Here is a 20,500-nt window from a genome sequence, read left to right on the forward strand (position 1 = left end):
AAGTCTATAGATTTATTAATAAGTCAGTTAGCTTATCTCCAAAAGGAGAAAGCGATGAAAGAAATAAATGTATTTGTCACTGGTGGCACTGGAAATGTAGGAAGTGCCATCGTCGAAGAACTGATTGGAGAAGGTTATCGAGTTCTTGTCCTTTGCAGAAGTAGTGGTGCGGTTTGCAGGGCAGAAGAGATGGGTGCAATTGCAGTGAAAGGTGATTTAGACCACTCTGCTCTTTGGTTGAATCAGCTCGATGACGTTGAAGCTCTTATTCACACCGGCTGTAGTTTTGAAGCCGATATGGCCAAGACGGACTATAACTTTGTTACTCAGTTGATTGGATACAACGAGAATAGAGCTCGTCCCCTTACTCTTCTTTACACCTCTGGTTGCTGGAACTATGGAAGTCATCAGAATCAGATTACCGAAACGACGCCAAAAGAATCAATCCCCGATTTCCAATGGATGCTCGACCATATTCAGATGATAAAACGATCGAGCACTTTGGATGTTCGCGTTGTTAGCCCAGCGAACGTCGTGCGTGAAGAAGAGTATTATGTGCCGCCAATACTGCTTTGGGAACTCGAAAGGGCAGGGCAACCTACAGTGCTAGGTCACTTGAGCATACGTGGTCACTGGTTGAACGTCGAAATCTAGCTAAACTGTATCGACTGGTTTTGGAAAAAGGTCAGTACGGGGAAGAGTACATAGCAGTCGATCAACCTGCGGCAACCTTGCAACTCATGACTCAGGCAATTAGTCCCAAAAAAGCAAAACTTAATCAAGCAGCAAAATGGCGTGAAACATATGGAAGTTGGACTCAAGGTTATGAATTAGAACAAGTGTTTAGCGCGCAGAAGGCAATAAAAGAGCTCGGCTGGATTCCTCGTAGTATCTTTCAAAACGAACAGGAGTTTACGCAATGAACAAAGAAGAAATCGCCAATCGCTACTCAATACTGCGCCTAGCTCAGGAGGAAGAAATTCACACGAATTGTGGCTTTGCTAAAGCGACAAAAATGGAGCAACAGCGAGTAGAGCGCATAAAAACAGGAGTGGTAACACAAGAGGATATGGAGGTTTTGTCACATCTATTTCGCTGGGAGGAAATAGACTTAACTCTGTATCTGAAGGTTGAAAAACCTTCGCTTTGGCAGCGTTTTAAACAGTTGCTTTAAGCCTGTAGGGGCAAGCTTTATGATCACACCGTTTATTGTTATCAGTTTACTTTTACTGCCATCCTTGATGGTGATGTTTATTTTTAAACTTAAGCAGCAAAGTTATCAAATCTCTCAGCACGCGTATTTAGGACTCGCTTTGACGTTTCTCTTCTTTGCATCGGGACGTTTATTTGTACCAATGCAACTTGTTGAAATGTTGCCGCCATGGGTACCACTGCGTTTAGAACTCGTATACGCGTCAGGCCTGATGGAGTTGGCAATTGCTGTCGCATTGCTATTGAAGCCTTATCGAATCTACGCCGCGTTATTGGCCTTTGTGGTACTGGTTGGCTTTTTCCCAATTAATATTTATTCGGCGTTTCACTATACAGGGACAGCAGGGCAGCAGATGGGACCGATCTACCTTTTGATTCGAGCACCGCTTCAATTGATACTGATAAGTTGGGCCTATTTTATGGTGATTAAGCCGATACAAGGTGGAAACAAACGCCTTGGCTAAGGAAATGACAAGGCCAAAATAGCAAAGTCATGCAATCAGAGGTTGAGATGGCTTTGCAATGCGTGCCAAAATACGCGCCGCAAAAGGTAAAAGGCCAATCGCTTACTTAGCGTTTGCACTGCCTATTTTGGAACACCACAGAGAAGTCACCATGCAAGCATCAGCGCTACCTACATTTTTCCAGCATATCGAACAGCAACTCGCTCAAGCTCCAGATGAAATAAGGCGTTTATTCCACGGCCGAGGACGACGTTGGGAAGGTTTGGAGCAACTGACTTGTGACTGGATGCAAGGGCAGTTGGTGGTCTCGATATTTAAGTCGGTAGACGACGCGTTCCTGAGCGAGTTAAAGAGTGGCCTTAAGACGCTTAGCGAAAGCCAAACATGGCAGCAGCGTCAGGGAGAAGCGATTCATATCCAATATCGATATAGTGATGGAGCCCGGAGCGAAGTTTTTTTGGGGCAGGGGAACCTGTCACCTGTGGTAGTGGAAAATGGTTTGAAGTTTCAGCTCACGCTGGGCAAAAACCAAAATTCAGGTTTGTTCCTCGACATGCGATATGGGCGAGAGTGGGTTCGCCAACATGCGAAAGAGCAAAATGTACTTAACCTTTTTGCCTACACCTGTGGATTTTCTGTCGCCGCGATAGAAGGCGGTGCTGACAAGGTGGTGAATTTGGATATGGCTAAGTCTTCTCTGGCAAGAGGTCGAGACAATCACAGGCTCAACGAACACAACTTAAATAAAGTGTCTTTTTTTGCTCATGATATTTTTAAGTCTTGGGGAAAAATTAAAAAAGCGGGCCCTTACGGTGTAATTGTGATAGATCCGCCTTCATTTCAAAAAGGTAGCTTTGCGTTGACGAAAGACTATCAAAAGATCCTGAGACGACTGCCTGATTTGTTAACGGATGGCGGCAAAGTACTCGCGTGTGTTAACTCACCTTCCGTGACCTGTGATTTTTTAATCGAAGAAATGCGCCGCGAAGCGCCGGAGCTAAAATTTTCTTATCGTTTAGATAATCCGTCAGAATTTGCTGACATCGACGAACAAGCCTCGCTTAAAGCATTGGTGTTTGAAGTTAAGTAGTTGGCAGCCGACCTTGTGTCGGCTGCGAGCGATGTTTTACTTTAAAGTGTAGAAGCCGGAGTAAATGCGCGTTGCCGTAGTAAACCAACAGGCAGCACCAAAGATAAAAGCGAAAATTGCAAAGTAACTGGGGAATAAGCAGCACAGTACGAAAAAGCCGATGGTCTCCGTTCCCTCTGTTAACCCGCTCATGTAATAAAGGGATTTGTGTTTATAGACTGGGTTTTCAATGCCCCGTTTTCCCGCCATTACCGCAAATGCCAAAAAGCTACACCCTGTACCGATAAAAGAAAAAATCAGAAAGGCACCCGCAACGGCATTGCTTTGCGGCGCTGCTACGACAAAGCCAAAGGGTATAAGGGAATAGAACAGAAAATCTAGACTTATATCGAGAAATCCCCCCGCATCCGTGATGCCTTGAATCCTAGCGAGCGCTCCGTCGAGTCCATCACAAATACGATTGAGCAGAATAAAGAGCAAAGCCCAGTCATACTGCTCAAAAGCCAAAGCAGGGAAAGCAATGCAACCCAATAAAAACCCAAAAATGGTGGTTTGATTTGCGGTAACGCCCAGCTTATTGAGTCCTTTGGCCGCCAAGCTGAGTGGTGAGCGAATCAGCTTTATACTGTAACGATCAAGCATTGCTGTGCTCCCATGGCCACGAAAGAACTCTTCCATTATTGGGCGCGTCATCAATATCGTGGGTGACGAGCAAAGCGGGTATGTTGGCATGGTGTAGCTGGCCAATCACCCAATCGCGAAATTGAATCCTGAGTTCTTTGTCCAGTTTACTAAACGGTTCATCCAACAACGCAAGCTTAGGTTTGGCAAGCAACATTCTAATCAGGCTTATACGCGCTCTTTGTCCACCGGAGATCTGGTCTGGATAAGATTCTGACAGATAGCTCAACTGGATAGATTCCAATGCTCGTGTGGCCTGCTGACGACGTTGTTCGCCTTTTACCTCATTGGGAAGGGCAAACGCGAGATTTTGCCAAACATTGAGGTGGGGAAAAAGCAAATCGTCTTGAAACAGTATGCCAACTTGGCGCTGGTGAGCTTCAAGCTCTGTGATTGACGTTCCCCCTAATTTTATAGATCCGCGATAGCTGAACTCTGGACTTAGGTGGCCAGCAATAAGGTCGAGCAGTGTAGACTTGCCACATCCACTCGGTCCCATTAGACAAACGACTTCACCGGGCTCTATTGTTAGGGATAGATTCGAAAACAGAGGTTCGCCACTTGTCTTAGAGATGGCGAGGTTTTCGAGACAAAGTGTCATGAGTTTTAGTTTCCTTTTTGCGAGATCGATGAAACGGGTGATACATCCGGCTGATAACCATAGCAGCCGAGAAAAAGATAAATGGTAATACGGCTTGCCATAATCCGTATATTGCCGTCACTCTTCGGTCAGAACCACTGGCAAGTGCGACGGCTTCGGTGGTGATGGTGCTAATGCGTCCTGCTCCTAACATCAATGTTGGCAGATACTGAGCTAAGCTGACACTCGCACCAATCGCCCAGGCGTACATAACCGCTGGTAGTAGCAGTCGCAGCTTCACCGTTACAAAAGTATTAAACGGAGTTTTACCTAAGCTTAATGCTGCACGGGTATAGTTGATGTTGTAGCTTCGCCAAGGTCCATCTAACGCTAAGTAAACAAATGGAAACGCAAAGAACACGTGTGACCAGATCACCCAAGTAGTGAAAAAGTCACCTTGGATATAGAGCGTTGATATTTGCATGCCAAATAGTAAAGAGAGCTGCGGGACAAGCATTGGCAAGGCAATTACATAGTCTGGGATGGAAAGTCTGTGTTTAACGCGATACTCATGTGCTAAGAGCGCCAGTAGAAGGCTGATAACCGCGACTGTCACTGCAATAAACAGGGTTTGATTGACCACGGGTAGAATATTCTGCCACTCGTAATGCCAGAATCGCAAGCTAAGCCGAGATGGAAAGAGATCGGGGAAACGCCAACGATGGGCAAAACTCCAAATCACCATTAATGGAAAAATGAAAATGGCAAGGAGAGCTGAGACGGTAAAGAGGCTCTTACCCGGTAGTGCAGTTCCACACCGTCCAGAGATGAGCCAATGGCGTCTTGGATTAGTCAGTGTTTTTTCTATCCAAACAACACAAGCCATCAGCAGGCTAGTGATAACGAGTAAAACGATCCCTCCGGCTGCCGCTCTAGGGATCTGATTGAGTTCTGGGTCATTAAACCATTGCCAAACCAGCACTGAAAAAGTGGGTGGGTTAGTGGGGCCGAGAATTAAGCTCAAGTCTACAACTGCTGCGCCATAAGCAATGACGGCAAACAAGGCGAATCGCATTCGCTTAAACCACTGAGGGAAAATGGCTTTCCACCAAGTTTGAGCAGGCGAATATCCCAAGGAACTACTGATTTTTTGTCGCTTTTCTACTTGGATCTGATGAAGAACAGGAATGCTCATTAGCAGCAAAAACGGCACTTCTTTTAGTGCTAATGCCAAAGTCAGACCGATGCCGTACGGATCGTTTACCAACCAAGGCAGAGAATCACCACTTACGGAAAACCCAAACACCTGATCTGCCCATCGCGCGACGAGTCCTGTCGGGGCGAAAAGAAAGGCAAATCCAATAGCGAATGCCACGTGGGGCATTGCTAGCAGGGGCGATAGGGAGCTTTCAATTTTCCGCCAGTGTTTGTTCAACCATAGCTGCTGTAAGATCGCAAAGCAGATAATACACGCTAGATAGGTACTAATAAGAGCGCTGGAAATCGTTAATAGCAAAGAACGTTCAACGCCTGCCCAATCAAAGATAGCAATGTAGGCGTGCAATGTGATTTCGTTTAGGCCAATTGGGGGAATATAGCCAAATGAGGATGATACCACTCCAATGAGCCCCGGTAGGATCGGGGCTATACAGATGAGAAGTACAAATAAGTAGAGAGCTCGGAACATCTGGCTATTTCTCTTTCTATTTGCTTAGTTGCCGTAGCGCTTTTGCCACTCTGCTTCTAGAGACGTTTGCCAACTAGGATGTGGTTCAGCGATAGAAGAGAACAGTTTGGTTTTTTTCGCAGTGCCGACTAAATGCTGGTTTTGCAATACAGACGGGTCACCCCAAATCTCTAAATCGCCTTTGCGCGATTGAGCTTCAGCGCCGAGTAGGAAGTTGATAGCAACCAGAGCGCCTTCTTTGCCAGACGCATTCCAAGGAATGGCTAAGAAGTGAATGTTGCTCAGCGCTCCAGCTTCCATCGCGTAGGCTTTAGTGCTCTCTGCCAAGTTGCCATTTGCTTGATCGGAGAATACTGAGTTTGGGTTAAAGGTGATAGCGAGATCCAGTTGACCATCGTCTAGTAGCTGAGTCATTTCAGAACTATCAGCAGGGAATTGTTTACCTTGTCTCCAAGCCACTTTATGTAAAGAGTCTAAGTACTGCCAAAGCGGTTGAGTCAGCTCGTCGAAATTCACTTCCTCACTGGGCTTTTGCAACGCTGGGTCGTTATCGGTAAGTTCAATTAGCAAGGCTTTTAAAAAACTGGTGCCGTGGAACTGGGGTGGTTTTGGATAGCTGATCCTATTTGGATAAGCTTGTGCGTAGCTTAACAGCTCGGCAAACGAGGCTGGTGGATTGTTTAGCGTGCTCTCATCGTGGATAAATACCAGTTGTCCCACACCCCAAGGAGCTTCCAAACCTTCCGTTGGAACTGAAAAGTCGCTGTCTACAGGCAAGCTTTTATCTACGAGTTGCCAACTGGGCAGTTGATTAACAAAAGGCCCATGTAGCAATTGGTTGGACTTCATTGACTTAAAGTTTTCGCCATTGATCCAAACCATATCAACGCTACCACCGCTATTTTTACCGGCCGCTTTTTCTGCGATAAGACGAGTAGTAGTTTCCGCAATATCAGTCACTTTGACATGCTTAAGCGTCACGCCATACTCTTTGGACAACTCATTGCCTGCCCAGCGAAGATACTCATTGATGGTTTGGCTACCTCCCCACGCGTGGAAATAGACAGTTTGCCCTTGAGCTTTTTCAACAACGGATTGCCAATCGTCTTGTGCTGAGGCTTGGAAAGAGACTGCTATGGATATGAGTAAACCGAGAAGTCGTTTCATAATATTCCTTTATTGTTAGATTACTTGATTGTGGAGACCGGAGAACTTTACTTTTTATTCCATTATGAACGAAAAAATTGATTTTTTTTAAGTATTTGCACAAATGATGGATTGGGTCTCGTTTGAATACGGGAGATAAAATGATAGTTATCGGTAAGCGCCAGTTGGGTTAAATTAGGCAAACAAAAAGAGCAGCTTTAAAAGCTGCTCTTAGTAAACAAAGGGGAAATGAGGTTATTTCCATTCTGCGAGTTCAAAGGTAAGAGTGTGCGTTTTACCTTTTAAGGTCAGAGTTTGGTCCGTGAGCATTACTTGGCTCCAGTCCATTAGTGTTGCGCTGAATGCTTGCTCAGTTTCCATTCGGTCTCCCATGCACATCTTCATGGTCATGCCCATTTTATCTACACGCAGTTGATTGTCTTTGAGTTCGGCTTGACCGAAAAAGTTATTACATCCCGCATTGCCGTTGGCAGTGAGGTTCTCACCAATTTCTAGACGAGGACTTTTACCTCCTTCCTTTGTGACAATGTCACGTCCATCAATCTGAACTAGGTTCCAGTTGTGGTGTTGTAGGTCGCTTGCCGTGATAGTCGCAGCACGGTCAGAGCTGCTGGCACATGCAGCAAGTGTTAATGGCAGTGAGATTGCAGCGAGCAACATTTTTGAACTAAGCTTCATAACAAATAACTCCGGTAAGTGATTACCAAAACGGTGAACCAATTGAGAGTTGAAGTATAAGCAATAAAACACTGTTTTTGTCAGAAGAGAGTCATAGTTTGGTCGGTATCACATAAATGCCAAGGTGTAATTTAATGAATACTAAAATGGATGTTTATTGGTATTACTATTTGATTTTAAGGGCTTTTGGTTGTTAGAGATCTGAGCAAGAGTTCATTGGCACAATTAGCAATAGGAGCCGGTATGGAGCAGCTTGAATTTTTTACTGTACCCAACCCATGTGTTGGCGTTTGTGACGTCGATGACAAGGGCTATTGTAAGGGGTGCATGCGCAAACGGGAAGAGAGATTCAACTGGCTCTCTTTTACCCCCGCCCAGCAGCTACACGTGATAAAGCTCTGTCGCCAGAGATATCGCCGTAAGATGTTAGCAAAAGGGGCGGCGGCGAAAGATAATGAAGAGGGTAACAACCCTCAGCAAGATCTGTTCTAGATTATTTGAGTTGCCATTTGTCACTCACCCAACCCCCAGCGTGATCATCAAAGTGACTCCCACTGAACCTGTGGTTGTTTTCAACGTGATTATCATCTTCTGTTTGAGAGTCTAATAGCCGTTGGATATAAGAGGCCATCGGGTCGCCGCTACTCACTCGCTCATGCCGGGTCGCTACTTCCTTGATTAGTTGAAGACGATATGAATTGCTGGCTCTTTTCATGATGGCTCCCTCCTGTCGGTGACTTCTAAATAAAAAAACTAGGAGTGAGGATCTGTTACGTCAACCCGTTTTACGAAAAAAAATGAGCAAAAAATAACCCGTGGAAAAAGAGGAATATTTAGTTAATGATATTAAGGAAGATAACACCCTACTTATCAAGAAATTAGAAAAATGCTTATCTCTTAGGGTAGTAATAAAAAATTAACGAAAGACTCATTACCTTGTCAAAAAGAAGCGGCTTAACATTTCCTGAGCCGATAGGATTCGTAGAGTAAAAATGCTAAACCTAGCCAGATCAGGCCAAAACTTGTCGCTTTTACATGATTAAACGGCTCAGCAAAGACAAATATTGCCAACAGAAACTGGATACTGGGTTCGATGTATTGCATTAGGCCAACATTAGACATAGGCGTTACTCTGATCGCGACTGAGTAGAAAACCAATGGTAAGAGGGTAGCCAACGCGCTGCCGATGAATAAAGCTTGTGTGGCATAATCGGAATCGCTAAATTGACTAGAGTGGTCGATACTCTTGACAAGCATGTAAATGAGAGCGATGGGAGCAAGCAAGAGATTTTCCATGATCAAGCCTTGGCTCCACTCATATCTTATCTCTCGTTTTGCCCAGCCATAAAGGGTGAAAAATAGAGCCATTGAAATGGCAATAATTGGCAGTTCACCGAAGTGAAAAATCGAGTAAGCCAATCCGAGAACTGCAAATATTAGCGCGATCTTTTGGCCCTGAGATAGGCGCTCCTTGAGTATCAAAACTCCCAGCGCAATCATAGTTAAAGGGCTTATAAAAAATCCCAGACTGGCGTCCATCACTCTCTCATTGGTCAATGCCCAAACGAAGGCACACCACGATACACTCATTAGCAAGCCTGCAATCAAAGACAATAGTGCATTGCGCTTTTGCTGTATCAACCATCGAAAATCAGGCCATCGTCCGGTGATAATACGAGAAATGACGATCGCTAGAGGTACCGACGAGAGTATGCGCACCGCTAAAAGCTCATCGGTAGCGGCGTTGGGCAGAAAGTGATAATAGAGTGGGAGTAGCCCCCATAGGGTGAAAGAGATGGCCGCCATTGTGTTGCCATTTTGGATTGCTTTCATCAAGTGTTCTCGCTTCGCATCGCCTGAAGTCAGCTCCACTCAGTTTTTGTTTTGTGGCACACTGACTTTACTTATACCGCTTTTATCTGCAAATAGTAATGTTTTCATCTTGTTAAACTGGAGTTTTGGGCAAATGAGCGATCGAATTACCATACGTTCCTATACCAAAAACATTCGAGGTCATCAGCATGAATACCATCAAATGGTATTACCGCTAAATGGCTCGATAGAAATCCAAATAAACCAAACTGCCTATCTAGTGAGTGTGGGTGAAGCGATTGTCATACTTTCTGGTCAATGGCATGACTTTAAAGCCGATGAAAAGGCGAAGTTTATCGTCGTCGACATTAATCAATTGCCGCAAAATATGCACGCTTTTGACAAGCAGTGGTTCCAAATCAACGACGCTCTGCAATCTTACCTCCACTTTATCGAGCAGACCATTTCAAGCGCCTTAATCGCTGAGCATGAAGAAGCCATGTTCAAAATGTTTATCTCCTTGGTGGAAGGTTTGCCTCTGGTAGCTAAGTATGATTTTCGCGTCGCTAAAGTGATTGCTAGAGTTCAATCCTACCCAGAAATTGAGCATAGAGTGAAGGATCTCGCTGATCACGCTTGTCTTAGCGCGACTCAGCTCAAGAAGCTTTTTACGCGATCGGTGGGAATGAGTGTTATGCAGTATGTAACCAAAGTGAGGATGGAAAAAGCGAAGTCATTACTCATTTATACAGATACACCGATAGCGATTGTTGCGCAGCAAGTCGGGTATCTCGACCCTTCCGCTTTTAGCCGACGTTTTCACCAGTTTTATGGCCAAACACCAAGAGAGTTAAAAAGGAGCTAATCAGTCTGAAATAGCGTCTCATCTGCACATTTTCTTTGTTAATTATTGATATTGTCAACGCATCAGTTTTTATCTAAAAGGGAATGTTTATGGCTAACGCTGTCGGTTTTATTGCTATTGTTTTGTGGGGCTCATTAGCCTTATTAAGTGTTCTTACTAGTAGTGTTCCACCGTTTTTATTGTTGGGCTATTGCTTTTTTATCTCCGCTTTTTTAGTGACAATCAAACGCGCAATTGATCGAAAACCTCCTTTTTTTACTCCCAGCATGAACGGCCAGCAATGGCTATTTGGCATTATTGGCCTGTTTGGCTTTCACTTTTGCTATTTTGCAGCGATACGCTTTTCTTCTCCTATTGAAGTCAGTTTGATCGTCTATTCTTGGCCCCTTTTACTGGCGCTGTTTATCAGTAATAGAGAGAACCGAAAGCAAGTGCTCTTTGGTGGCGGGTTGGGCTTTTTCGGTGTCGCTCTTTTGATTACTTCTGGGTCAGAGAATCAAACCTCGGCATCATATGAGCAAGATATATGGGGGTATTTGTTAGCGATCGTCTGCGCATTTATCTGGTCTTCATACTCGGCCTTTTTGTCTGGTACGAAAAGCGAGACACAAGATATTGCTTGGTTGTCCATTGTGGTGAGTGGCTTGTCTTTTGCATCTCATTTTTTGTTGGAATCCAATTACGAAGTGAGTGGATTATCAGAATACTTGGGGATTTTATTACTGGGTATTGGTCCGGTAGGTGGCGCGTTTTACCTATGGGATTATGGACTCAAGCGAGGGAACAAAGTTCTGTTGGCATGTTTGAGTTTTTCGGCACCCGTTATTTCATCCGTTTTACTTATATCTACCGGATATGCCGACTGGAGTTTAGAACTGTTTATTGCGTTAGCATGTGTAGTCAGTGCAGTGGTTATTGCGCAAGTTCATCCAGATACCATGGTGAAGCTTAAGCGAATCAAGCGTTAACGGGACGACATATTTTTGCATTGTCGACTTGGATCATACTAAAGTACTAAAGATAAGTAGATTTAGGTCGATAAATATTTGTGTCTTATAGAGAATTCACTAAAATATAGGTATTGAAAGGAGACTTTGCAAAGCAGTTATGCAAGGTTAGGAGTATGGAATGAGTGATACCAATTACGCACAGAAGCGGAAGTATTATCGCCTGAGATACCCAAGGCGCGCTAGGCCTTCGGTAAAATTTCACGACGAGCTGTTTCACGTGAGTGAGGTGTCAGAGCAAGGCATCCGCGTTGTGATGAACGACAAATCGAGCTTGTATCGCGGCCTGATTCTGCAAGGCACTCTTAATCTTCACAACGAAGAATACGTTAAAATCCAAGGTGCAATTCTAAGGTTTGATGCTGGAGAGGTCGTCTTTCGTTTGGATAAGGGCCCTAGTTTTAAAAATATGGTGGCGGAACAGAGACATATACGCCAGAAATATCCTGCCTACTTTAAAAAACTGCGCGAAGAAGAAGTCGTTTAACAAACTAGAACACACTGAGTACGAGCACTTAATCAAGTGCTCGTTTTTTATTGTACCAACCGCAAACAGGAAGTTTATATGACGGAATTTAAGGTTGACGTGGTTTGGAAAAAGCAGGATGAGGACAGGTTTGTCGATAGCCAGTTCTACCGCGGTCATCAATGGAAGTTTGATGGTGGAATCACTGTTGATGCGTCTCCTTCGCCGCACGTTGTTCCACTTCCACTATCGTGCGAAGAGGCCGTTGATCCTGAAGAGGCTTTTGTTGCCGCTATTTCGAGTTGTCATATGCTTACCTTTTTGGCGATTGCTGCGAAAAGGCGTTATGTGGTGCTCACTTATTAAGACAAAGCCACTGGGTGGCTGGAGTATACCTCTTCTGGTGTTGGTAAAGTGGCTAAGGTCAGCCTAAGGCCTGATGTCGTTTTTGAAGGAGCTAAGCAGCCTTCGACTGATCAGTTGGATAAACTGCATCAACTCGCCCATCAACACTGTTTTATTGCTAATTCTGTGACCACAGAGATTGTTATCGAAAGTTTGATAAGGGATAACAACGACTAGTATGTCCATCGAGTTTTTTATACCTTAGTGGTCAACACATTTTGCAATCAAAAAGGACAATTAGATGATTAAAACAACGACTTCTACCGTGGACGGCAAACCCATTGACACTTATCTAGATATTGTTGTTGGTGAAGCCATCTTGGGTGCCAATATCTTTAAAGATCTCTTTGGCGCAATTCGCGATGTCGTAGGTGGCCGAGCAGGTGCTTATGAACAAGAGATGGGCCGTGCGCGCGAAACGGCATTTCGCGAGATGGAAGAGAAGGCGAGAGCGCTCGGTGCAGACGGAATTGTCGGTATTGATATTGACTACGAAGTGGTTGGCCAAGGTGGCAGTATGATGATGGTCAGTGTGAGCGGAACCGCCGTTAAATTTAAATAACGACTTGCTTGGCTTCTAGAAAGGTGAAACCCCAGAGTTGGTAAGGCTCTGGGGTTTCTAATTTTTTAGATGTCTCGGATGGTAAGGCCGATAATCTTAGTATGCAAAAGGTTGGATTTAATCCGATTAATTCAAAGAGAACTAGATACGGATGAAGTCCATGTGCTCAACTTTTGGCTTGTAAGCGTGACGCTGAACGTCTTGAGGCTTAACCTTCACTTCTTCACCGTTGATTACTAGAACGATACCTTCGTAGAACTCAGGCTTGTCCATTTGGTTCACAACGTTGTCGTGGTTTAGAGCGATAGAAACTGGTGCTGCTTCACCACCGTAAACGATAGCAGGGAATTGACCAGCGTGACGTAGGCGGCGGCTCGCACCTTTACCTAGTTCAGTACGTACTACTGCTTCAAATTTCATAGTATTTACTCTCAAATTAGAAAATTAAATTCGCGTATAGACAATGCGACCTTGTCTATATAGTTCAGCTTTCAAACCAATAATGGTGAAAGCGAGCGCGGATACTATCATTGTCTATGGTTTTGAGCAAGAAAAATGGCGGATAAAAGCCTGCGCGCTTTCAATTGCTTAAGCTATGTACAGCAAGTCTTAGACAAAAGATTCCACTCGGCTTGTAAGGGGGAAATTTTGCTAGCCAAGTTATCGGTTAGTTTGATTGGCCCGCTAAAAGCCGCAGATTAGCCTTTAACCCGCCACTAGCGCTTGTTTCAAGTGTTAAAGCTCCTCGGTAGCTATGGGCCATTTCGCTCACTATGTTCAACCCAAGACCAGTTCCTGAAACGGTTTCGTCTAAGCGAATACCACGTTCTAGAACTCTTTCGAGTTGGGAGTCAGGTATACCTTCTCCGTCGTCTTCTATAACCAAAGTAACACTGTCTTTTGTGATTACGGCGTAGACGCGAATCAGAGAGTGTCCCCACTTGTAAGCATTTTCTAGTAAGTTGCCTAACATCTCATCGAGGTCGGCAGATTCGACAGCTACTTCTAGATCGCTGTCCAATTCATTGACTAAGGTGATGTTCCTATGGGCATAGACTTTATCGAATGCCTGCGAAATGGCATCCACGCGAAGTGCAGGCGTGCTTTTTACTGATAGTATGTTCATCGCCCCAGCCATTCTCGCACGCCCTAAATGGTAGTCGATGTGCTGCTGCAACTGCTCTAGAGATGGGGTAATTTTGCTTTGAGTATCGCTATCTAACATTGCCGCTTCATTTTTCAACACTGAGAGCGGGGTTTTAAGTGCGTGGGAGAGATTTCCGGCATGCTGTCTCGCTCTAGACAGCAGCTCTTGATAGTGGAAGAGCAGGGCATTAAGGTTGCGAACTACGGGAGCGATTTCTTTTGGATAGTGCTGATCTAACCGAGATTGGGTGCCATCTCGAAGGGCGTTGAGCTCCTTTTGCATTGTATTAAGGGGCTTGAGTGACCAACGGATCTGTAACTCTACAAAAATCAGTACGCCAGCAAACAGCATGACGAGAATTATCCAAAGTTGTCCCACCACGTCGGATAGTGTTTTGGTAAGAGGCGCTTTATCAATACCAACAAATATCTCAACCGCCTGCTTTTTGTTCGGCAAATATACTGAACGCTCGATATAGATTAATGGCTCGTTTTTGGCGCCTAACGCCACGGGCTTTTTCTCTTTTTCTTTAAAACGTATGTTTCTGTCCCAGAGTGAGCGTGAGCGAATGTACTCGTCTCCACTTTGCACGCGCCAATATAGGCCGCTATAGGGTTGGTTAAACCTGGGGTCTGACAGCGAAGACGTCACGACCAGTTGACCAGTATCAGTCAGCTCAAGGTGGGCTGTGATCTCATCCATAGAAAGCGCGAGGCGGCTTTCCATGTCGTCGGCTAGATACTCGTGGATGAGCTTAGGTATGATAATCCCTGCAGCAAGGATCATGGCGGTTAACCAAAACAACGCCGCCATGATCAGGCGACGCTTTAAACTGAGTCGATAAAGAGTCTTAGCTCGCATCGAGCTGGTATCCCAAACCGCGAACCGTTTTAATCACTTTTGGGGCGATCTTTTTGCGAATTCGACCTATGAATACTTCAATGGTGTTCGAGTCGCGGTCAAAATCTTGTTTGTAGATGTGTTCGACCAGTTCGGTGCGAGAGATAACTTTGCTAGGGTTGTGCATAAAGTAAGCGACAACTTTGTACTCAAGCGCGGTTAGACTGATAACTTGTCCTTGCCATAGCACTTTCGATGTTCTGGTATCTAAGCTCAAGTCTCCGACCTGCATAACTGGTGAAGCGTTACCAGAAGCGCGTCTTAACTGGGCGCGGATTCGAGCGATAAGCTCTACCATTTCAAAAGGCTTGGTCAGATAGTCATCTGCACCGGCATTTAAACCATCAACTCTTTGGGTAAGGCTGTCTCTTGCACTGAGAATAACGACAGGGGTGTTGATGTTTTCGTCTCTGATACTTTTGAGAACGGTTAATCCGTCTAATTTGGGCAATCCTAAGTCAAGGACAATCGCGTCCCACTCTTCAGAAGTGGCGCGATAGAGGCGTCAATGCCATCGTTGGAAAGTTCTGGAACCCAACCTGCTTGTTCCAAGGTATCGATGATCTGTTCGCCTAAGCGCAGATCATCTTCGACAACCAGTATTTTCATATTATTGGCTTCCCAGTTGTAACACTTTTTGGAGATTTCGACCTTCGATCTCAACCATTTCTAGGGTAGTTGCGTCGTAGCGAACTCGAATGATGTTGTTGTCATGGACCAGTTTTAGCTTGTACATCCACTCGTCATCATCTTCTTCCAGCTCTACTTTGATAACACGCCCATTAAGATGGGTGTCCACGGTGGCATAGAGTTCCGAAAATGGCTTAATCAGACCTTGTTTAACGGCTTCGTATACCTCGTCTTGGTCCTCATCGATATCGATTTCAGCACCAGCGCGATGAATATCTTGCACTAGGGCGTGACCGTCTTCTTCGTGGCTATGAGCCCAAATGGGGGTGCTACACACAACGAGCAAGGCTAAGATTAATATTCTAGATTTCAACATTTTGCTGTCCGGTATCATCAAGCTCTTAAAGAGTATACGCATTCGTCTATGAATCGAAAGTGAATATGGGTAAGACGTGAATTCTCTACGATTTTGCCCAATTCGAGAGCGGGTTAGTTAAACTCGTCATCGAATACTTTGTCTCTCATCTTCCAAAAACGACCCGATTTGCGCGCTATCACAAACTGAGGAGGTCTAAATCGGTGTTGGTTGTTAACCACTTTGGTTGGTGATACTGCGTCAAATGGACGGTGCTTATCCGCTAAATGCGGCCTAACAAATAGGTCGAGAAACCGCTTTTTTTGCCCCTTGGTGGTGAGAGACCAAAACTCGTGAACCTGTGCGCCTTCTTCCCCGCAGTAAGAGACTTTGAGTGAAGTTTTCCCTTTTTCATCGCGGTGTACGGCAAGGGACATTTCAACACATTCAAACACCAAGGCATCTTTGAGGTTGAGGGCTTCTTTGAGTTTTTTATCTGGGTCGACTAATGTGGCATCGCATTCGTGACAGATCCGCGCTGCGATATCATTGTCGGCACCGCACTGATTGCAATATTTGGCTCGAAAACGATAGCCGCAATGCTCTCTTTCCCCTGTCTCTTCATCGGTGAAGTAGCCTTGACATCGGCGGCCAAAGTGTTCGAGCAAGTAACCATTACTATCCAACTTTCCCCAAAAGTTATTGTTGAATCCACAAGCGGGGCAGGGGATCGTGATGATTTCACTGTCAGAATCGGGTTTTGGGTCGCCCACTTCTGGCTGGTGCAGATCGTAGCTATTACCCGCATAGTCCAGCACAAGACATTCTGTTTTTCCATCCGATAACCTTAGTCCTCTACCGACGATCTGCTGGTAGAGGCTAACGGACTCAGTTGGGCGCAAAATGGCGATCAAATCGACATGTGGGGCGTCAAAACCCGTAGTAAGGACGGATACATTGACTAAAAATTTGATTTTGCGTTGCTTAAAATCGCGGATGATTTGGTCGCGTTCAGGTAATGGGGTATCGCCGATTACGATTGCCGTCTCTTCACTGGGTAGCAACGAATATATCTCTTGTGCGTGTCTCACCGTGGCGGCAAAGATCATAACCCCGCAGCGGTTTAGTGCTTGATCTATGATCTGCTGGACTATCTGAGGTGTGGCTCGTTTCGCTTGATCAATGACCATATCGAGCTCAGATTCTTTGTAACGCCCTGCTAAAGTGGGTTTGAGCTGGGAAAAGTCATAACTCAGTATTGGCGCGTCTTTGAGTGTTGCTGGTGTTAAGAATCCTTCGTCTAACAGATAGCGAATAGGGAGTTCAAAAATACAGTCTTTGAAAAAACGAGGGTCTTGGCTACGCACTAAACCCCTTGTATGGTACTGGTAGATCCAACCGATACCGAGTCGATAAGGTGTCGCGGTCAACCCTAGCACCTTCATGCCGGGATTAAGCGCGAGTAGATGGCTAATTACCTTTTGATAGCTGCTGTTTTTGTCTTCTGGTACGCGGTGACATTCGTCAATAACCAGTAGAGAAAACTGATTTTTAAATGCCTCTAGATTTCTAACCACGGATTGTACCGAGGCGAAAACCACTTGTTGGTCGGTCTCCTTTCTGCCTAATCCAGCTGAAAAAATGGCGCCAGTCAAACCGTAACCTTCATACTTAGCGTGATTTTGCTCCACCAGTTCTTTAACGTGTGCCAAAACCAAAACGCGGCCTTTTGCCAAACGGGCGAGTTCTGCGATAACTAAGCTTTTTCCCGCTCCGGTTGGTAAGACAAGTACGGCGGGATGACTGTTTTTTCGAAAGTAATGAATGACGGCTTTAACCGCATCACTTTGATAGGGGCGAAGAGTGTACATCAAACAGTTTGGCTATTATTACTATTGCGTAAAGTCTACCAGTTTACTTTACTGCAACACAACGTAACTAAGTTCGATGAGGCGTCGTTAGAGCTGCAAATAAAATGCCCATGCGAGTGGGGCTAGCTATCTGGAATATAAGTAAGAGTTAGGTATAATGCGCGTCCATTTCCCAATGAGCAAACAGGCGATTCATCATGCGTTTAGACAAGTATTTATGTGATGCCCTAGGTGCGACGCGCAAAGAAGCCACTAAGATCATCAAATCAGGCGACGTTGAAATAGACGGTGTGGTAGTGAAGAGCGGTGCCACCAAAGTAAAAGACGATGCTTTGGTCGAGTGGCAGGGTCGAGAGATCGGCAAACCCGGTCCGAGATACATCATGTTGTTTAAACCCGATGGTTATGTGTGCTCGCACGAAGATGGTTTCAACCATACCGCGTTTGTGCTCCTCGATGAGGTGAAAATGGAAAACTTGCACTTTGCGGGTCGACTGGATGTCGATACCACAGGTTTGGTTCTCATTACCGATGATGGTCAGTGGAGCCACCGCATCACCTCTCCTCGACATAAATGTGAGAAGACGTATCGAGTCTGGCTTAGCGATCCCATTGGCGAAGACTACGCTGAAAAGCTTGCCCAAGGTATTGAACTGCGCAATGAAAAAGAGCCGACATTACCCGCTTTGATGGAAGTGGTCGATAAAGATGAAAACGAGCTACTACTGACCATAGTGGAAGGCAAATATCATCAGGTGAAACGCATGTTTGCCGCACTTGGCAATAAGGTTGAGCATCTTCATCGAGAGCGAATTGGAGACATTGAACTCGACGAAACGTTAGAACCCGGTGAGTATCGTTATCTGACTCAGGAAGAAATTGACTCGATTTGGAACTAATACCAGTGCAACTTGCTCACGGTGAGCAGTAGGGCGTTTTAGGAAATAATCTATTTCCAATAAGTTGCTCGTCACAGTGGGGTAAATATTAGAAAATTTACCCAGTTTTACGTCTGTCTGGCAGCGGCAAGGATGTTGCGTCAACTAAGGAAATTTATGTCTGATTCAACCTTGTCTCGCTCAAATCCGCAAACCTTAAACTTTGTTTTGTTTATGGTGTTGGGAGCAATCGGTACTTTGACCCCGCTTGCTATCGACATGTATTTACCCGCTATGCCCGCGATTGCTAAAGAGTTGGGGGTAGAAGCGGGGCAAGTGCAGATTACGCTGACGACTTATACCGCTGGTTTTGCCATTGGTCAGCTTATTCATGGCCCCTTGGCAGACAGTTATGGCCGGCGTCCCGTCTTATTAAGTGGAGTGTTATTTTTTGGTATCGCTGCTGCTTTTAGCGCGTCGGTGAATGATATTGATACTCTTACTTGGGTAAGAGCGGCACAAGGCTTTGCCGGAGCCGCTGCTGCGGTGATTATTCAAGCTGTTGTTCGAGATATGTTTGATCGTGAAGACTTCGCTAGAGCGATGTCGTTTGTCACTCTTGTGATTACGTTAGCGCCACTCATTGCCCCAATGATCGGCGGCTATTTAGCAGTATGGTTTGGCTGGCGATCAATATTTTGGGTACTCGCCCTGTTTGCCTTGGTCGTTATAGCACTGGTCCTTTGGAAGATCCCCGAAACCTTGTCTTGTGATAAACGCCAACCACTGCGATTGGGAGCGACAGTGCGTAACTACATCAACTTATGTCGCAACCCGGTTGCGTTAGGGTTGATGTTATCCGGCGCATTTTCATTCTCAGGTATGTTCGCCTTCTTAACTGCTGGATCCTTTGTCTATATTGATATCTACGGTGTAAAGCCAGAGCATTTTGGTTATTTATTCGGCTTGAACATTATTGCCATGATTATCATGACCACCCTTAACGGCAAGCTAGTTAAAAAGCTGGGTTCACATACTATGTTAAGAATCGGTTTAACCGTCCAGCTCGTTGCGGGTGTAGGCCTTTTTTCCGGTTGGGTTGCAAACCTTGGTCTGTGGGGCACGGTGCCTTTTGTCGTTATGTTTATCGGTACACTCTCGACAATTGGCAGTAATGCGATGGGGCTACTACTTAGCGGATATCCGCATATCGCGGGTACGGCATCATCGATGGCAGGGACACTTAGGTTTGGTATCGGTTCTCTGATCGGTGCTTGCGTCGCCATACTTCCCAATGGGGAAGTATGGCCTATGATTCTTGTTATGACGGCATGCTCGATTTTGTCGGCAGCCTTTTATTGGATATTTGGAAGAAAAGCGTAATGACAGATTACACAACAGAAATTCAGAAACTCGTAAACAGTGCTTTAGACGAGTTAGCCACAGAGCACGCAAAGGGCAAGCTCATTGATGCACCAGTGGCGAACAATCACTTTCTGGTTCGTTGGGTAACAAAAGCGTTAAAAACACAATCATTTGATCGTTGTGTCGGAGATGACCTTATTCGCTGGCAAAAGATGGGGCGTTCCAAGGGAAATCAAGCCGGATTAGAGCCTATTTTTAAACGAATTTCTGGTTATTATGCGCATCATCTAACTCAAGCATCTGAAATAACAGATAAGCAAATTGAACGGTTCTTAGACAAAATGGAAAGCGAAGGCTGGGAAGTCTCGACGTCGGAGCCATTAGTTGGTGAAGGTAAAATTCAAATTTATACTGAAGGTCAACACTCCTTAGCTTTGTGTTCTGAGCAATGTGATTCGTGTTTCGACGGTGAAAAACTCGTTAAAACTATGAGTTGGTTTGTTCGCGGCAATCACGCTCAATTTGTAGAAATGGCATCAGAAGCGGGCTTTATGGTGCACAAAGTGACCGACTATAAGTCGAATGTAAAGTATCACGGTGAATACCTTGTTTTCCCAAACAACCGCGGAGACCAAGTAGCGGAAATTCCACTGAGTTTTGTCGTTAAATAACTGAACA

At 45.1% G+C, this 20,500-nt stretch carries 24 protein-coding genes and 2 pseudogenes; 14 read left to right on the forward strand and 12 right to left on the reverse strand.

Annotation, left to right across the window (positions count from 1 at the left end; genetic code table 11):
- The first annotated feature begins 54 nt into the window (after positions 1-54).
- The 5 genes from BLO31_RS04440 to BLO31_RS04460 all read left to right on the forward strand — a co-directional run bounded on the left by BLO31_RS04440 (position 55) and on the right by BLO31_RS04460 (position 2,766).
- Positions 55-654, forward strand: coding sequence for an NAD-dependent epimerase/dehydratase family protein (locus BLO31_RS04440; protein ID WP_070963068.1), 600 nt, complete (start codon positions 55-57; stop codon positions 652-654).
- 20 nt (positions 655-674) lie between these two features.
- The gene (locus BLO31_RS04445; RefSeq protein ID WP_070963069.1) at positions 675-923 is read left to right on the forward strand and encodes a Rossmann-fold NAD(P)-binding domain-containing protein; all 249 of its coding nucleotides are present in this window, start codon (positions 675-677) and stop codon (positions 921-923) included.
- The gene (locus BLO31_RS04450; protein WP_070963070.1) at positions 920-1,174 is read left to right on the forward strand and encodes a hypothetical protein; all 255 of its coding nucleotides are present in this window, start codon (positions 920-922) and stop codon (positions 1,172-1,174) included. The genes BLO31_RS04445 and BLO31_RS04450 overlap by 4 nt, the downstream gene beginning before the upstream one ends.
- A 19-nt stretch (positions 1,175-1,193) precedes the next feature.
- Positions 1,194-1,676 (forward strand): DoxX family protein, encoded by a 483-nt coding sequence (locus BLO31_RS04455; RefSeq protein ID WP_070963071.1) that lies wholly within the window; start codon positions 1,194-1,196, stop codon positions 1,674-1,676.
- A gap of 151 nt (positions 1,677-1,827) precedes the next feature.
- Entirely contained in the window at positions 1,828-2,766 is a 939-nt protein-coding gene (locus BLO31_RS04460; protein WP_070963103.1) for a class I SAM-dependent methyltransferase, read from the forward strand.
- Between the two features lie 36 nt (positions 2,767-2,802).
- Here the strand turns inward: BLO31_RS04460 and BLO31_RS04465 are convergent, their stop codons facing one another.
- From BLO31_RS04465 to BLO31_RS04485, 5 genes are all read right to left on the reverse strand, one after another.
- The gene (locus BLO31_RS04465) at positions 2,803-3,408 is read right to left on the reverse strand and encodes a CDP-alcohol phosphatidyltransferase family protein (protein ID WP_070963072.1); all 606 of its coding nucleotides are present in this window, start codon (positions 3,406-3,408) and stop codon (positions 2,803-2,805) included.
- Positions 3,401-4,048, reverse strand: coding sequence for an ATP-binding cassette domain-containing protein (locus BLO31_RS04470; RefSeq protein WP_070963073.1), 648 nt, complete (start codon positions 4,046-4,048; stop codon positions 3,401-3,403). The genes BLO31_RS04465 and BLO31_RS04470 overlap by 8 nt, the downstream gene beginning before the upstream one ends.
- The gene (locus tag BLO31_RS04475) at positions 4,014-5,714 is read right to left on the reverse strand and encodes an ABC transporter permease (RefSeq protein ID WP_070963074.1); all 1,701 of its coding nucleotides are present in this window, start codon (positions 5,712-5,714) and stop codon (positions 4,014-4,016) included. Before BLO31_RS04475 ends, BLO31_RS04470 begins: the two co-directional genes overlap by 35 nt.
- A 24-nt stretch (positions 5,715-5,738) precedes the next feature.
- Positions 5,739-6,881 carry an ABC transporter substrate-binding protein gene (locus BLO31_RS04480; RefSeq protein ID WP_070963075.1) on the reverse strand — a complete coding sequence of 381 codons (1,143 nt, stop codon included), beginning with the start codon at positions 6,879-6,881 and terminating at the stop codon, positions 5,739-5,741.
- A gap of 234 nt (positions 6,882-7,115) precedes the next feature.
- Positions 7,116-7,559, reverse strand: coding sequence for an META domain-containing protein (locus BLO31_RS04485; protein WP_070963076.1), 444 nt, complete (start codon positions 7,557-7,559; stop codon positions 7,116-7,118).
- A 243-nt stretch (positions 7,560-7,802) separates the two neighbouring features.
- Between BLO31_RS04485 and BLO31_RS04490 the strand changes: the two genes are divergently transcribed.
- On the forward strand, positions 7,803-8,051 hold the full coding sequence (locus BLO31_RS04490; RefSeq protein WP_070963077.1) for a DUF1289 domain-containing protein: 249 nt from the start codon (positions 7,803-7,805) through the stop codon (positions 8,049-8,051).
- 1 nt (position 8,052) lies between these two features.
- On the opposite strand, the gene BLO31_RS04495 is transcribed toward BLO31_RS04490, so the two are convergent.
- Together BLO31_RS04495 and rarD are read right to left on the reverse strand one after the other, a co-directional pair.
- A complete protein-coding gene (locus tag BLO31_RS04495; protein ID WP_070963078.1) occupies positions 8,053-8,274 on the reverse strand; it encodes a hypothetical protein in 222 nt (73 codons plus the stop codon).
- Positions 8,275-8,513: 239 nt separating this feature from the next.
- Positions 8,514-9,392 carry an EamA family transporter RarD gene (gene rarD / locus BLO31_RS04500; protein WP_070963104.1) on the reverse strand — a complete coding sequence of 293 codons (879 nt, stop codon included), beginning with the start codon at positions 9,390-9,392 and terminating at the stop codon, positions 8,514-8,516.
- Positions 9,393-9,525: 133 nt separating this feature from the next.
- On the opposite strand from rarD, the gene BLO31_RS04505 reads away from it, so the two are divergent.
- The 5 genes and pseudogenes from BLO31_RS04505 (at position 9,526) to BLO31_RS04525 (ending at position 12,676) form a co-directional block, all read left to right on the forward strand.
- Positions 9,526-10,236: a helix-turn-helix transcriptional regulator gene (locus tag BLO31_RS04505; RefSeq protein WP_070963079.1), complete on the forward strand. Its 711-nt coding sequence runs from the start codon at positions 9,526-9,528 to the stop codon at positions 10,234-10,236.
- Positions 10,237-10,325: 89 nt separating this feature from the next.
- On the forward strand, positions 10,326-11,204 hold the full coding sequence (locus tag BLO31_RS04510; protein ID WP_070963080.1) for a DMT family transporter: 879 nt from the start codon (positions 10,326-10,328) through the stop codon (positions 11,202-11,204).
- A gap of 160 nt (positions 11,205-11,364) precedes the next feature.
- Positions 11,365-11,730 carry a PilZ domain-containing protein gene (locus tag BLO31_RS04515; RefSeq protein WP_070963081.1) on the forward strand — a complete coding sequence of 122 codons (366 nt, stop codon included), beginning with the start codon at positions 11,365-11,367 and terminating at the stop codon, positions 11,728-11,730.
- A 78-nt stretch (positions 11,731-11,808) separates the two neighbouring features.
- A pseudogene (locus BLO31_RS04520) lies at positions 11,809-12,291 on the forward strand (OsmC family protein).
- A 64-nt stretch (positions 12,292-12,355) separates the two neighbouring features.
- Positions 12,356-12,676: a heavy metal-binding domain-containing protein gene (locus tag BLO31_RS04525; protein ID WP_070963082.1), complete on the forward strand. Its 321-nt coding sequence runs from the start codon at positions 12,356-12,358 to the stop codon at positions 12,674-12,676.
- A gap of 141 nt (positions 12,677-12,817) precedes the next feature.
- On the opposite strand, the gene rplY is transcribed toward BLO31_RS04525, so the two are convergent.
- From rplY to radD, 5 genes and pseudogenes are all read right to left on the reverse strand, one after another.
- Positions 12,818-13,096, reverse strand: coding sequence for a 50S ribosomal protein L25 (rplY, locus tag BLO31_RS04530; RefSeq protein WP_070963083.1), 279 nt, complete (start codon positions 13,094-13,096; stop codon positions 12,818-12,820).
- Between the two features lie 247 nt (positions 13,097-13,343).
- A complete protein-coding gene (locus tag BLO31_RS04535) occupies positions 13,344-14,684 on the reverse strand; it encodes an ATP-binding protein (RefSeq protein ID WP_070963084.1) in 1,341 nt (446 codons plus the stop codon).
- A pseudogene (locus BLO31_RS04540) lies at positions 14,674-15,332 on the reverse strand (response regulator transcription factor). Before BLO31_RS04540 ends, BLO31_RS04535 begins: the two are co-directional and overlap by 11 nt.
- Position 15,333: 1 nt before the next feature.
- A complete protein-coding gene (locus BLO31_RS04545) occupies positions 15,334-15,729 on the reverse strand; it encodes a PepSY domain-containing protein (RefSeq protein ID WP_070963105.1) in 396 nt (131 codons plus the stop codon).
- A gap of 113 nt (positions 15,730-15,842) precedes the next feature.
- Positions 15,843-17,579, reverse strand: a complete 1,737-nt coding sequence (gene radD, locus BLO31_RS04550; protein WP_070963085.1) for a DNA repair helicase RadD — start codon at positions 17,577-17,579, stop codon at positions 15,843-15,845.
- A 197-nt stretch (positions 17,580-17,776) separates the two neighbouring features.
- On the opposite strand from radD, the gene rsuA reads away from it, so the two are divergent.
- The 3 genes from rsuA (at position 17,777) to BLO31_RS04565 (ending at position 20,493) form a co-directional block, all read left to right on the forward strand.
- Positions 17,777-18,478 carry a 16S rRNA pseudouridine(516) synthase RsuA gene (gene rsuA / locus BLO31_RS04555; protein ID WP_070963086.1) on the forward strand — a complete coding sequence of 234 codons (702 nt, stop codon included), beginning with the start codon at positions 17,777-17,779 and terminating at the stop codon, positions 18,476-18,478.
- Positions 18,479-18,634: 156 nt separating this feature from the next.
- Complete coding sequence (locus BLO31_RS04560) at positions 18,635-19,840, forward strand: Bcr/CflA family multidrug efflux MFS transporter (protein ID WP_070963087.1); 1,206 nt, start codon at positions 18,635-18,637, stop codon at positions 19,838-19,840.
- A complete protein-coding gene (locus BLO31_RS04565) occupies positions 19,840-20,493 on the forward strand; it encodes a DUF2913 family protein (RefSeq protein WP_070963088.1) in 654 nt (217 codons plus the stop codon). The genes BLO31_RS04560 and BLO31_RS04565 overlap by 1 nt, the downstream gene beginning before the upstream one ends.
- Positions 20,494-20,500: the final 7 nt, after the last annotated feature.

Origin of the sequence: Vibrio sonorensis (assembly GCF_001854765.1) — a bacterium.
Classification (GTDB): Bacteria; Pseudomonadota; Gammaproteobacteria; order Enterobacterales; family Vibrionaceae; genus Vibrio; species Vibrio sonorensis.